Genomic DNA, 14,220 nt, shown 5'->3' on the forward strand with positions numbered 1-14,220 from the left:
GCGAAGGAAAGACGGTTATGCGACTCGATCCGTTCGGCGCCGATTACGTTCACGACCCGTCCGCCGCCTGGCAGCGCATCTTGGCCTCCGGGCGCACAGTCAGTCACGACTCCGAACTCGGCCTGTGGCTGATCGGCGGGCACGACACCGTCCGAGCCGTACTGGCAGACACCACCCGATTCTCCAACGCGGCCACCCTGGCACCGGTCATGCCGGTCAGTGCCGACGCCGACCGCGTGCTCGCCGCCTTCGACGCCCCGGCCGTCACCACCACCGCCGACGGAGCGCAGCACGTCCGTATCCGCGCGGTGCTGCGCGGCTTCTTCCCCACCACCGCGGCCCGCGCCGAACTCGCGTGGGGCGCACTGGTCGCCCGCCGCGCCGACGAACTCGCCGACGACATCACCGCCGATGCGACGGACTTGATGCCGGCGGCGATCCGCTACTCCCTGCATGTCATCACCGATGTCCTCGGCCTGCCCACCGACCAGGCCGGCGACTTGCAGGCATGGACCGACGCGTTCGCCCGCCTCGTCTGGGCCCATCACCCCGACCTTCAGGTCGACGACGCCCACGATGCCCTCGCGCTGTGGCGGCTGTGCTCGGAGACGGTCACCACCCGCGAACAAGCTGGCGGCGACTACGGGCCCGGCGTCATCGGCGATTTACTGCGCTACCGCCACGGCGACGACGCTCGCCTGAGCGTGACCGAAGCCGCCGCGATCGTGCTCAGCGTCGCCGGAGCCGGCTGGGAAACCACCACGGGAGCACTCAGTCATGCCCTCGAACACGCCCTGATCGAGCCCGGCCGGTGGACACCACTGGCCTATGACGAACACGCCCTGGCCACCCACGTCGAGGAAACCCTGCGGCACAGCCCTGCCATCGACGGCTGGCTGCGCGTCACCACCACCGACGTCGACCTCGACGGCACCCTCATTCCGGCCGCAAGCCGCTGCCTACTGCTGATCGGCACCGCCAACCACGACCCCGCCCACTTCCCGCAGCCGCAGGTGTTCGATCGGGGCCGCGCCCGCCTCGGGCAGCACCTCGCCTTCGGAGCCGGGGCGCATTACTGCATCGGCGCCGCCCTGGCCCGCCTCGAACTGACCACCGCCCTGCGCACCCTCGCCCGCCGCCTGCCCGCCCTGGCGCTCGCCGACGGATACCGCCGCCAGTACAGGCCCAGCGTCGCGTTGCGCCAGCACGCCACCCTGCCCGCCACCACCGGTGGATGCCCCGTCCGGCACAGCGCACAGGCGGCTCAGCAATGACCCCGCACCCCTTCGCCGTCGCGGGCGGCGGGCCGGCACGCCGGTACCCGGCCCGCGGGCCTCCGCGCCGGTGGACCGCACACCCCAACGGCCGCATCTCTCTGCCGCCGCTGCCCAAAGCCGATCTCCGCCTTCCAAGGAGCACACCCCTGATGACCAAAACGTTCACCCGCATGGTCGCCGTCGCTGCCACCGCGCTGGGCCTGACCCTCACCGTCGCCACACCCGCACTAGCCAGCGCGGACAAGTGCAAGGGCGACGCCTTCGCCAGCTGCGTCGGCGTCAATGGCAAGGGCCTGCACGTCAACTGGATCAAGAGCCGCGTCGCGCTGTACGCGAAAACGTGCCGGTACGGCCATAGCCAAGTGCTGATAAACGGCGGCCACTACGCCGACTCCAACGGCGGCCGGGACAAGGACTACTGCTCGAAGTCGATCTTCGGTGCCGAGGTCACCACAGGCACGTGGAACGTCAACCGCAACTACCCGCGCGGCACCAAGATCTGCTCGAAGTTCTGGTGGAACAACGGCGCCACCGGACCCGGCACGGTCAATGGCTACACCAGCTTCGGCACCGCCTGCGCCACCGTCGGCTGACCCCGGCGGCGTACTCGGCCGGTGATGCCGCCGGCATCACCGGCCCCGGCACCGGACACAGACCGCCACCGCCACCGCCGCGCGGACATCCCCTCGACTTCTCGCCTTCTCCGCGGAGATTCCCCATGACCACCGCTGTGCACCACAAACCCGGCACCGGCCTCGACCGCGAGGTACTGCGGCGCTACCGGATCGCCATCAGCATCATGTTCGCCATCGCCGGCATGACCATCGGCACCTGGACCGCGCGGATCCCCGCCATCCAGCAGAACATCAAGATGGCCGACAGCAAACTCAGCATCTGCCTGCTGATCCTCGCCGCCGGAGGCCTCCTCGGCATGCGCGCCGCCGGCTGGCTCATCGACAGCCACGGCAGCAGCACCGTCATGATCCCACCAGCCCTGGCCCTGGGCGGAGCACTGATGCTCGCCGCGCACGCCCCGACCTGGATAGCCCTCGCCGCCGCCTTGCTCGGCTTCGGGATCCTGCACGGCACCCTCAACGTCGCCATGAACGCCGCGGCCGTCGCCTGCCAGACCGCCTACCAGCGGCCGATCATGACGTCATTTCACGCCCTGTTCAGCATCGGCGGCGTCGCCGGAGCCGCCCTGTCGGCCGCATGCGCACACGTCGGCCTCGGCGTCACCGACGCCTTCGCCGCCGTCGCCGTGGCCTGCACCGCAGCCGCCGGCTGGGCCGTCCACCGCCTCATCCCCGCACCGGCCACCGAGATCAACAGCGCCGAGGCGACAGCAACCGTGACGGCCGCGCCAAGGCGGCGGCCACGGACGCGAATCCTGCTGCTCGGCCTACTCGCCTTCAGCGCACTGATCAGCGAAGGCGCCGCTGCGGACTGGAGCAGCGTCTACCTCACCCGCATCGGCGCCTCACCCGCCATGGCAGCCGCCGCGTACGCCGCCTTCGCCGCCTGCATGACCATCGGCCGCCTCACCGGCGACCGCCTCACCGCCGCCATCGCACCGGCCGCACTGCTACGCGGCTGCGGCCTGACCGCCGCAATCGGTCTCGCCGTCGGCCTCATCGGCGGCACACCCGCCACCGCGATCATCGGTTTCGCCTGCCTCGGCGCCGGGCTGTCCTGCGTCATCCCCCTGCTCTACTCCACCGCAGGAAACCTCGACCCCGCACGCCCCGGCGCCGCACTCTCGCGTGTGGCAGCGCTCGGCTACCTCGGCTACGTCACCGGACCAGCGATCATCGGCGGCGCCGCCATGCACATCGGCCTCGGCAACGCACTGCTCATCCTTCCCGCCCTCGCCACGCTACTGATATTCGCCGCACCGGTCGTCCACCGCAGCCGCGGCCGCCACCATCGACCGACGCGATCACGAGTCCGCAGGTCACTTCAGCCAGCGGGGGTGGCGACGTGACCCACCACATCGTCCAGCGAGCACCGCACACAAGCTCCACTGACGTGCCTGAAGTCGCGTTCCGCGCGCCAACGCAAAACAATGCCGTCGACCGCTTGCCGCCAGGTCCGGCGCTGCACCCGCGGTTGATTTCCATCCTCGACCGGCTCACCACCGCAGCGCCTACGAACATCGGTTTCCCGGCGGCCGTGGACATCGACTACCGGCCACTCGCCCCGTTCCTCCGATACATGATCAACAACGTCGGTAGTCCGGCCGAAGACACGACTTACCCGGCACACGCCAAAGACCTCGAGCGCGACGTGCTCGCCTGGTTCGCCACACTGTTTCGCGCACCCACCGGCTGGACCGGTTACCTGACCAGTGGCGGAACAGAAGGCACCATGAACGGCCTTCTCAACGCCCGCGCCGCACATCCCCGAGCCACCGTCTTCGTCTCTACTTCGGGCCACTACAGCGTGCCGAAAAGCTGCGCGTTGCTCGGCCTGCCGATGGTGCAGATCCCGGCCGGCCCTCGCGGACACCTCGACTACGAAGCGCTGCGCCGCGAGGCATCACGCCGCCGGGGTCAGCCCGCCATCGTGGCCGCCACCGTCGGCACGACGATGACCGAAGCCGTCGACGATGTACCTCAAATACACGCAGCTCTCGACGCCGCGGGAATCGAGCGCCGCTGGATCCACGCCGACGCGGCGCTCGCCGGGATACCACTCGTCCTCACCGGCCGGCACGACTTCGACCTGGCGCCCGGCGCCGCCGACAGCCTTTCCATATCGGGCCACAAATGGTGGGGCACACCTATCCCGTGTGGCGTCACCCTCACCCGCAGACCACCTCACCGGCCAGGACGGCGGGTCGACTACATCGGCAGCCGCGACACCACTATCACGGGCTCACGGCCAGGCCTCGCCGCCCTCATGCTCTGGCACGCCATCACCCGGCACGACCTCGCCGGCCACCGCCTGCGCGTCGACCGCGCCCGAGATGTCGCCAGCTACGCTCGCCGGAGTCTTGCCGCTGTCGGCTGGGAATGCTGGCGCAACCCGGACGCCCTCACCGTCATGCTCAGACCGCTCCCTGAGCCGCTGAGACCCCGCTGGCCACTTCCCATCGAGCAAGGCTGGAGTCATCTCATCTGCATGCCCGGCATCGGCCGAGAACACATCGACTCCCTCATCAAAGAACTTGGTGTCAACGGCTAACTGGCGTGAGCCGCTCACCTGTCTGCGACTAACGCATGTACAGAAGTCAAGCAACGGATAGCACCACTTCTGCGGACCATTTCCTCGGCTCGGAACGTGATGCGAATGCACTCAAATCGACCAAAATTTGGAGCGGCAGCAGAAATGCGAGCATCCGATGGGGCGACCCACCTTCCCGGGCCGTCGCCTTCTCTGAGCCGTGCACGGTGCACCCTCGGTACCCCTAAAGGGTGAGACATCACGGCGAGGCCAGCACATTAACCCTGCTCACCAGGCAGAAAATAGCACCGTCTACAAAACGGGTTCGTCACAGCGGGTTATTTGGATCTATCGTGTCCGGTCGTGGGTTACTCCCGATGGGTCCTGGCGGACCTTCACGTCCACACCCCGGCTGATTATCACCAGAGATACGGTGATGTGGGCGGCCGGGTACCGAATCCTGCCTTCGCGGAGACCCTGATCAAGGCGCACGCCGACGCCGGGGTTTCGGTTATCGCGGTCACCGACCACAACTGTCTGGACTGGTACCCGGTCCTGGCCGAGGTCGGACGCCGTTACGGCGTGACTGTGTTCCCTGGCATCGAGTTCAACGTCAACAAGTGCCATCTGACGGCCATCTGGGACTGCACCGATGACGGCTTCCACCGCGGGCGGCAGTTCGTGGGCTCGCTGTTTCCGCCGACCGGTCGGTCGCCTCTGAATCCTCGCGGTGAGGCCAACCCCACCGCCGTGGGATCGCCGCTCGAACTGGCTAAACGGGCCTGCCAGGAGTATGGAGCGCTGGTGCTGGCGCCGCATTCCACGGCCAAGGACATCGGGCTGTTCGCTCGCAACGTCTGCAATACCAGCGCCCAGGTCGCGCAGAGCGGCTACGTCGCCGGGTTCGATGTCTGGGGCAAGAACGACGCCGACGTGCTGCGCAATCCGCGCTCCGAGTTCGGCGAACAGCTGCCGGCCTGGTTTGTGTCTGGCGATGTCCGCAGTCTCGACACTGTCGGGAAGCGTGCTGTGTACCTCAAACTCGGCACACCGCCGACGCTCGAAGGCCTGCGGCAGGCGTTCCTCATGCCCGAGCAGCGGATCCGTTTCCCCGGGCATCTGCGCGCCAAGTTTGAGCGGGTGCCGGGTCTGCAGTTCCTGGATGCTCCGGAGCCGACCTGGCCGCGTCTGACCAGCATCACCATCGATGGTGGCTTCCACGACCGCCTCCAGGTCGAGCTCGGGCCTGGCCTGAACGCCATCATCGGCGGCAAAGGGACCGGAAAGTCCACCACCATCGAAATCCTGCGCCACGCGTGCGCGGCTTCCGCACCGAAGACGAAGGACAACCACAGCAACCGTCTCGCCAACTTCGGCGCCAACGCCACCGCCACGCTCGGCATCATCGCCGTGGACCAGCAGCCGTACCAGATCGTCCGGTCAGGCGACGACAGCCCGCCGCAGCTACGGCGTAACGGCCTCAACCTCGACATCGAGGTCACCCGCCGCTTCGGGATCAGCGTCTACGGGCAACGCGAACTTGCGCTGCTCGCCGATGACCAGGACGCCTTGCGCGAGTTCCTGGCGATCTCCGCCGACCCCGACCTCAAGGCCGCCCATGGTGACGAACGACAACGCCTGAGCGGGCTAACTGACACCGCTGGTGCCTTGGCCGGGCTCGAAGACGCCCTGGCGAAGGTGGTCGAGAAAGAAGAGACACTCAGGGACGTCCGTGACCAACTCGACATCGCTGGTCAGCATGAAGCCGGTCAGCAGGTCGAGGCGTCCCAAGCGTTGTCCGCCGTGCAAGATGAAGTCAAAGCGGTCTCCGGCTGGCTGAGCGGACTCGCCCCGCTCGCCGAGCAGATCCGCGGGAGCGCGAACCGTCCGTCCGTCCGGGGACACGAGAGCGTCCCCGCCGCCCTGCACGCGGCTGCCGCCGACGTGGAGACCGCAGTCCGCGCCGCCGCTGACACTATCGCCGAGGCCGTGCAGCTGGCCAAGACGACGATCGAGCCGGCGGTCGCTGAACATAACGGCCGCGTTCTGTCTCTGCGGCACTTGATCAACGTGGCGTTGGCCGACGCCGGGCTGACGGATCCGGACCAGCTCGCTCGCCTGCAGCTCACGGCGGCCGAACTGGGGCGGGCAGTGGCTGATGCCCCGGCGCAGCGCCAGCGCCTCGCCGAACTCTGTGTCGACCACACCCGGCAGGTCGAACAGGTGCGCCAGGCGCGGCTACGCGTCTCTGGACTGTTGCAGGCTGCCGCTGACCGCCTTACCGCCGCTGTCGGCGGCCGGGTGCGGGTTGTGGTTCAGCCGCAAGCCGACCGCACCGCGCTGAAGACCCTGCTCACCACGGTGGCATCGGGGCAGAACGTCAACCGGGACCAGTTGGCAAAGCTTGCCGACGCCGGCCCCGCCATACTCGTCACGGCCCTTCTCAGCGACGAAGACCCGGACCAGCTCATCAAGCTGGGCGCCAGCGAATCCACCGCCCGGAAGCTACGAACGCTCACGCCCGCGCAGCTTCGAAGCATCGAACAATGCGCCACACCGGACCTGATCATCATCGAGATCAACCTCGGCAACGCCGAACAATCGCGATGGCTCGACGTGCGCCAAGTCAGCCCGGGGCAGAAGGCCACAGCCATGTTGTCGCTTGCCTTGGTCACCGGCACCAACCCGCTGATCATCGACCAGCCCGAGGACGACCTCGACAACCGCTACATCTACGACCAGGTCGTCCGACAACTAACCGAGGTCGCTAACCGCCGCCAGGTCATCGTGGCCACCCACAACCCGAACATCCCCATCCTCGGCGACGCCGAGATGATCCTGGCCTTGGACGCCACTATTGACCGCAGCCGCATCGTCGCCTGCGGCGCCATCGACGAACCCGACGTCGCCGACGCCGCCCGGCAGATCCTCGAGGGCGGCGATAGAGCCTTCCGCGACCGCGCGCGCCGATACCGAGCCGCCCATTGAACTTCGCCTCTGACCAGTCAACGCCCCTCGAAGCCATGAGTGGGTGTTACATGGACGGCATCAAAATCAGGTCGCGGACTCTAATGCGGCCGCGTGGCCTGCCAATCGAGGAAAAATCTTGTCGGAACCTGAGGTCAGCCGCTTTGAGCCGGTGCCGTTCGAGCCCCACGAACGGGAAATCCACAGGCTGCTCGGATTGATGGGCGGCGCCCCGGCCGATCAGTACGCCGACGCTATCCGCATCCTGCGCGGCACACCGCCGCTGCAGACTCGCTCGCATTTGCTGGCCCACATGGCTCGCGAGATCGAGTCGGCTCTGCGCGAACTTCTCTGGTCGCTCGTGCCGGCCGAAGTGCGGAAGAAGCTCGAAGCCGAGAAACCCGAAAAGCGGCGAGACCCCGATCGCGCGTTGGTGATCGACGCGATCTGCTCGGCGCTCGGGTTCGACGGCAGCGACCCGGTCCGTTCCCTCTGGAACAACTCCGGTGCGTGGCACGAAGCCGCCCACCGCGCGGCTCTTCTCGCCCCTCGGCCGACCGACGATGCGCTCATCGCGCGGTGGGAGCAGCTGGGAGCGGTACTCAAGGTCGTGCTGCGCGCCTATGAGGGGTCGTACACCCGAGCCTTGCCCATGATTGACGAGCTCGCCGCCGCCGACCCGGTCACCAAACCTGACGTCTCACGACTGTTAAGCCAGGTGCCCAACAGCGCACCGGCCTTGAACCGCTTCTTCGAGCAAGCCACGCCAGCCTGGTTCCCTCAGCTGTTGAAGAAGGGATACTTCCAGTCACCCGCACCGCTACGGCCCAACGAGGACGGCCTGCTGACCTACGGGCACTGGCCACCGGGTCGCTATCTCGTCCGGATGATGGAAGTACCGGACCTCGTCCGCGACGTCATCGACGTCGTCTCGCAGCTGGAGACCGACAACCCGCAAGCCACCGAGACCATCGCCGACGTTGCCCTCGCCGCCCCTATTGCGCTGGTACGGCCCTTGGCACGGAAGATCGCCCAGCTGCTTCAGTCGCCGGCCCAGTGGGCCTTGCCGTCCAAAGCGACTGAGTTGTTGCCGAAACTCGCCGCCGACGGCCAGCTCGACGAAGCTGCCGCGATCTTGGCAGAGATGCTGCCAGCCCCGACCCGCCGAGGCGCTGGCGGCGGATTCATACCGCCTGACCTGGTCTCCCGGCTGTTTCCGCAGATTGGTGTACCGGGCCTGACCGCGGTCGCGGCTCGACTCGCGCAAAAGCAGGAAGACGTCCGCGACGAGCTGAACCACTCCCACCGCTGGTGGCCGTCGATCACGTCAGACAAAGTCCTCGGTGCCCGCGATGAACTGGTGACCATGCTGCGCGACGCCGCGGTCGCGGTTGCCGCCGACGCCGGGCCGACGGAGGTCGTCCGCGTGCTCGATACGCATCCAGGCGGCATCTTCCGCCGGCTGGCATTGCACGTCCTGCTGATCACACCAGAGCCAGCTTCGATCAGCCAGCGGCTGACCGACCCGATCCTGTTCCACGACCGCGACTGCTTCGTCGAGTACGGACAGCTGCTGCGTTCCCACTTCGCGGGTCTGCAACCCGAAGAACGCGCACGCATCACCACGCTGGTCGACGAAGGCCCAACGAACACCGACGACCCGGCCGCGATCCAACGATGGAGGTTGCGGCAGCTGACTCGATTCGGCGACGCCCTGCCCGAACCCTATCTCGCCGACCGGGACGCACTGGTACAAGAACTCGGCGAACCCGACATCGCGAACCAGGTCTTCGAGTTCAAGGTCCGCAACAGCACCGATTTAGCGATCATGCCGTTGCCGGTCCTGGACGACATGTCCGATGACGACTTGATCTCGTTTCTAACGAGCTGGACGCCCACCGGCCGATGGGACGACCCGGATACCGGCGACCTCCGCCAGCGCATCGAAGCCGCCGCAACCCGAAACCCGCACCGGTTCGCCGAGCTCGCGCCGCGCTTCATCAACTTGGACCCCACATACGCCCGCGGCCTGCTCGCAGGACTCCGTCAGGCAATCGAATCTACTGACGAGCAGGACGAGCCGGCTAGCCCGATTGTCGCGTGGGAGCCCGTTCTCCTTTTCGCCAGCGCGTCGCTGTCCCAGCGCCGCCTGCTGCCGGGACGACCGGAACACGGCGACGGCGAGCAGGACCCCGGCTGGAGCTGGACCTGGCGGGAACTCGCGGAACTGATCACCGCCGGCCTGCGTAGCGACCTCCCCGAGGCGCTGCTCGATCGAGCCTTCGCGTTGATCGGACAACTCCTTGACGACCAGGACCCATCCGACACTGACACCGACAGCACGAACAGTACCGACAACCCACCCCTAGCCATCGCTCTGAGCAGTACCCGCGGCAACGCCTGGCTCGCGCTGCTGCAGTACGCCATCCGCCTACACGATCCCGCCGCACCCATGCTGGATCCTGCCATCAGTCACCTGCTCGACAGACACCTCGACCCCGCGACGGAGACCAGTCCAGCGATCCGCAGCCTCTACGGCCACAAGATCAACATCCTGAGGGAGCTGGACGAACCATGGACCAGCCAGCACATTCCGCAAATCTTCCCTCACACCACCGAGCCGGGCGTCGCCTCCGTGGCATGGAATACCTATCTGCTGTACGGGCGGATATCCGCCCTGACAGTGAGGCTCCTGCTACCGCTGTACGAGCAACATGCCGCCGCCCTGACTGAGTCGCCCGAACTCGCCCCCTCGACGGACGGGCGATGGCAGGAGACGCCGGAAGAACACCTCGTGCAGCACCTGGCGCTGCTCTACCGACACGGCGCGCTCCCGACGGAAGCCGACTGGTTCGACCAGTTCTCCGAGCACGCACCACTACGTCCGCGCGCCCGACTCATCGAGATCATGGGACTCCAACTGGGCGAGCCCGGCCCTCTCGAGCCCGACGAGACCGAGCGATTGCAGGGTTTCTGGAACAAGAGGCTGAACGCTGTTGCCCAGGCGGGCGGCAACGCAGCTGAGCTCAACGGATTCGGCTACTGGTTCACTTCCGGGCAGCTCCCAGCCGACTGGGCACTAGCTCAGCTCAACCACGCCCTCGCCGCAGGAGCAACGCTCACCCCAGGCGACGACATCGCGGAACGGCTTGCAACCTTCGGACCCGAGGCATCCAAAGACACGGTGACCGCCGTCGCCGGACTGATAGATGCTCCTGACCGGCCCTGGTTCATCACCGGCGCCCGAGCGGCCATCGCCGACGTACTTCGTACCGGCCTGCAAGCGGCCGAACCTGAAACTCGCGGGCTTGCGCGGCAGGCCATCAGCCGACTCGTCGCCCGCGGCCACTCCAGCTTCGCCGACCTATGACATCCATTCGCGACGGGCGAGTCCTCGCCGTCCGCGTCACAGCGACGCGGCGACGCGGCGGCGACTCGAAACGAACAGCTTCTTCCTCGGCAATCCGACAGCGAATTCGCCACGCGACTCGTCCGCACTTGCCAGATCACCCCGCCTTCGCGCGGGTGCGTACACCCTACGGCGCGCGGGCTCAGCCACGCCGCGATTGCCCTCGTCAGGACGGCCTCAGCGCCGTGGATCGTTCCGTGTGCCGAGCGGACATCCCGCAGAGAGCCGAGAAATCAAACGGCTCTTCCGACCAGGTGTAGACATCGAGCGCGTCGGCCAGGATGGACCTGGCAGATCCGAAATCTGCCTTGTCCGTCAAGCAGCCTAAGGATAGCGTCGCCGGCAGTTCTCACGACGGGTGAGGTCAACCTCGAGGAGGCCGCCCGTGGCTCCCCGCGACGATGCGGAGCGGCGCCTAGTCCGGCACTATCGTGCAGCGGTCGGTCAATGCGCTGCCAATCTCAGCCGCGATCTTGGAAAGTTCCACGTGCCGCCGGCCTCCAGCCCCTACAAGCAGGACGACAAGACCGCGAGACGCGTGACGAACCACAAGCAGCGACACCCGCGGGCACGCATACTCACGCTCAACCTGGAGCAGTCCTTCCACAAGATCGCAAACGTCAGAGACCATCTGGAAGCGTTGGCCACCGTCCTCGGGTCCGATCCGCCGCCGGTGTACGCACCGTCGTCACTGACGCGAGTGATCGTGGAGGCCGCGGCGGGCCTGCACGCCCTTCTGGACGGCAGCATCGACATCGAGGAACGACTCTTGCGGGCATCAAGTGCTCTGCTCGAGAGCTACCACCACAGCCTCAACGCCGCGCTCCAGCTGCCTCCCCACATGTTTCCGGACGCGGCCTCGGATGCCCGCCGCCGGCTCGATGCCCTTGTGAAGCGGGTTGAACGTACCGGTCTGGAGGTTCGCCGCCAGGTCAACGGCAAGCCAACTGGCGTCCGCTGGGTGGGCGCCAGCGCCTTCCGGGGAGTCCCCTTCGCGACGACGTCGGCCATGATCGAGGAAGCCTTTTCCGGCTATCCGGCGCTATATCAGATGGGCTCCGGTGTCGCGCACAGCATGGAGTGGATGCTCGGAGACAACGCGCGGATCGCCGTCACGGGCCCTGCGATCATGACTTACGAGAGCAATCCCCTCGCCAACGGCGGCTCCGCTACCGCCGCGGTCGCGGCCACCGAAGTCGTGATCTCGGCGTACGGCCGCTACATGGGGTTTGATCCCGAGGACGCTCTAGTTCCGTACCGGCGCCGTCGCGAGACGCTGGACAAATACATGAACGAGTTCGCACTGCGACGACCGCGCTCCTTGCAGCGGTCCTGACTGGGGTACGACCACGTCGCAGTAAGGCACGGCAAGCGATGTCGCCGTAATCTCTCGTCGATAGTTGATCTTCAGTCGCTTCCTTCGCCTTTTACCGCTGAAAAGCTGTGCCAGTGCCACCTAGTGAGCCGGAAGCACGGCAGTTGACACCGCGGAGGCTGGATGACCTGCGGGATCGGTTCGGGTAAAGCACGCTTGTTGTCACCAATCAGGCGCGCTACTTGTCACCAGAGGATCGCCGACCCTCTCGCTATCAAGATGGAGTCTCAGCCTTCGTACACGTAGATGACAACAAGCCTGCCTATGTGACAACTGCCGCGCTTCGGCTCACCTAGAACCGAAATCGGTGCCGCTGAGTAGCTCGCGGGCCGTAGACCGGTGCCGACGATCGCTAAAGTCACACGGCGGTGTGGGGTTGGCGGTCGATAGCACGCCTTAGGCGGGACCACCCGGGGTTACAGGGGACTTCCAGGGACCAGTAGAGCCCACTTCCGACGTGTCTGCTGGCGGGCGATGGTCATTGCATGTGGATCAGCGCAGCCGGCTGATTTCTGGTTCCGGGGTTGTCGGCTGCATCCGTCGGCCGGTCGTGCGCGGCTGCCCCCCGCTAGTCGCCGCGGCCGGCCTCCCCGGGCTCTTCTGTTGCACGGGAGTGGCATGCCCTCGCTGAACGCGTCCGTCTCGCACCCTGAGTCAGGATCCGACGGCCGGAAAACCCCGTTCAGTAGGCCGCCGTTGATGTCGGCGTCCGCGAACGGCGTCCTGCAGATTCCTACCGGCAGCCGACCAGTCGCTGTTGGTATCGCCAGACCCGGCGTGCCCGGTGATCAACCCGGCCCGATGCGCCCGTTACCGGTGCCGCACGAACTCGGCCCTGCCGAGGTCGCCGACCGCGTATGGCGGTACGCGGCCGCCGTACGGCCGGGCAGCGTCGTGGCGGTGTCCTCCGCGGACGGCGGGGTAGGCCGCTCCACGCTCGTCGCCGCATTGGGTGGCGTGCTGGCATTGGCCGTACCAGGCCCGGTGGTGGCCGTCGACATGCACCCGGTGCCGTGGGGCGGGTTGGCTGAGCGGATCGGCCGGCAGAATGCGGGCACCGTCTGGGACGCCGTCCGTGACCTCGACTCGCTGACCTCACTGCGAGAAGTCCAGCGGTGGGCGCAGCGGAGCCCATCCGGGTTGCTGGCTCTGGTGGGCGAGACCGAAGGGCAAGGTCGCCGTCCTCCTCAGCATGATGAGGCGGCGGCGGTGGTTGAGGCGGTACGCCACCTCGTGCCGATGACCGTATGCGATGTGATGCCGGCGTGGTTCACCGACGTGTGGCGGACGCTGGGTGCCGCGCACGCCCCGGTGTTCGTGGCCCGTGCGGCGACCGACAGTGTCCGGCACAGCTTGCGGCTACTCACTCATTTGCGGGCTGCCGGGTGCGGCCCGGTGGCGGACCGGTGTGTGCTGGTCGTGGTGGCGACCTCGCCGTGGGCATCGCGAGAGGTCCGGGCAGTGTTGCGCCAGGCGGGCGCAGCCGTGCCAGCGGTCGTTGACATTCCATTCGATCCGGGGCTGGCAGTTCCAGAACCGGTCGATGTGCGCCGGCTGCGTAAGCCGACCCGACACGCGCTGGTTCGGCTGGCCGAGCAGGTGCTGCTGCGGTGCACGGCCGCTACCGTCGCGACGACGGCGGGACGGCCGTGACAACCACCCCGTCCACCGTGTTCACAGCCGTGGCGGCACGCGTGCTGGCGGCCCCGAGCCCGGCTCCGACCGGAGAGGGTCCGGGCGGCATCGACTGGAGCCGGATCCACCCGGATCCCTCGGCGGTGCCGCGGCCCGATCTGTTCTACACGATCATGAACGGGCTGCTCTACATCGGCGCATTCGCCGCCGCCGGCGCGCTGATGGCAGGCCTGATCGCGTTCGGCGTGGGGCCGATCTTCGGCGCCCATATCGTGTCGGATCGCGGGCGCAGCATGATGTGGAAGGGCGTGCTGATCGCATTCGGGGTCGGCTCGTTCACGGCGATCATGGCGTTCCTGCTGGTGAAGGTATGACCACCAGTACCGGTCACC

General features: G+C 67.3%; 9 protein-coding genes. All 9 read left to right on the plus strand.

What is annotated here, in order from left to right; translation table 11 throughout:
• Nucleotides 1-17: 17 nt before the first annotated feature.
• Nucleotides 18-1,274 (plus strand): cytochrome P450, encoded by a 1,257-nt coding sequence (locus AB0E90_RS20375; protein WP_360407454.1) that lies wholly within the window; start codon nucleotides 18-20, stop codon nucleotides 1,272-1,274.
• A 152-nt stretch (nucleotides 1,275-1,426) separates the two neighbouring features.
• Entirely contained in the window at nucleotides 1,427-1,870 is a 444-nt protein-coding gene (locus AB0E90_RS20380; RefSeq protein ID WP_360407457.1) for a hypothetical protein, read from the plus strand.
• A gap of 125 nt (nucleotides 1,871-1,995) precedes the next feature.
• On the plus strand, nucleotides 1,996-3,261 hold the full coding sequence (locus AB0E90_RS20385; RefSeq protein ID WP_360407460.1) for an MFS transporter: 1,266 nt from the start codon (nucleotides 1,996-1,998) through the stop codon (nucleotides 3,259-3,261).
• Nucleotides 3,258-4,463: a histidine decarboxylase gene (locus tag AB0E90_RS20390; protein ID WP_360407463.1), complete on the plus strand. Its 1,206-nt coding sequence runs from the start codon at nucleotides 3,258-3,260 to the stop codon at nucleotides 4,461-4,463. Before AB0E90_RS20385 ends, AB0E90_RS20390 begins: the two co-directional genes overlap by 4 nt.
• 342 nt (nucleotides 4,464-4,805) lie before the next feature.
• Nucleotides 4,806-7,430 (plus strand): TrlF family AAA-like ATPase, encoded by a 2,625-nt coding sequence (locus tag AB0E90_RS20395; protein WP_360407466.1) that lies wholly within the window; start codon nucleotides 4,806-4,808, stop codon nucleotides 7,428-7,430.
• Nucleotides 7,431-7,548: 118 nt separating this feature from the next.
• Nucleotides 7,549-10,779, plus strand: a complete 3,231-nt coding sequence (locus tag AB0E90_RS20400) for a hypothetical protein (RefSeq protein WP_360407469.1) — start codon at nucleotides 7,549-7,551, stop codon at nucleotides 10,777-10,779.
• 424 nt (nucleotides 10,780-11,203) lie between these two features.
• Entirely contained in the window at nucleotides 11,204-12,154 is a 951-nt protein-coding gene (locus AB0E90_RS20405; RefSeq protein ID WP_360407472.1) for a hypothetical protein, read from the plus strand.
• A gap of 939 nt (nucleotides 12,155-13,093) precedes the next feature.
• On the plus strand, nucleotides 13,094-13,846 hold the full coding sequence (locus AB0E90_RS20410) for a hypothetical protein (RefSeq protein WP_360407475.1): 753 nt from the start codon (nucleotides 13,094-13,096) through the stop codon (nucleotides 13,844-13,846).
• Nucleotides 13,843-14,202 (plus strand): hypothetical protein, encoded by a 360-nt coding sequence (locus tag AB0E90_RS20415; RefSeq protein ID WP_360407478.1) that lies wholly within the window; start codon nucleotides 13,843-13,845, stop codon nucleotides 14,200-14,202. The genes AB0E90_RS20410 and AB0E90_RS20415 overlap by 4 nt, the downstream gene beginning before the upstream one ends.
• Nucleotides 14,203-14,220 lie beyond the last annotated feature (18 nt).

Source organism: Actinoplanes sp. NPDC026619 (assembly GCF_040638295.1).
Lineage (GTDB): Bacteria > Actinomycetota > Actinomycetes > Mycobacteriales > Micromonosporaceae > Actinoplanes.

Excerpts from the sequence above, each read along its gene's own strand:
- AB0E90_RS20385 (WP_360407460.1), top strand. The coding sequence starts at position 1,996 with ATGACCACCGCTGTGCACCACAAACCCGGCACCGGCCTCGACCGCGAG.
- AB0E90_RS20380 (WP_360407457.1), top strand. The coding sequence starts at position 1,427 with ATGACCAAAACGTTCACCCGCATGGTCGCCGTCGCTGCCACCGCGCTG.
- AB0E90_RS20375 (WP_360407454.1), top strand. The coding sequence starts at position 18 with ATGCGACTCGATCCGTTCGGCGCCGATTACGTTCACGACCCGTCCGCC.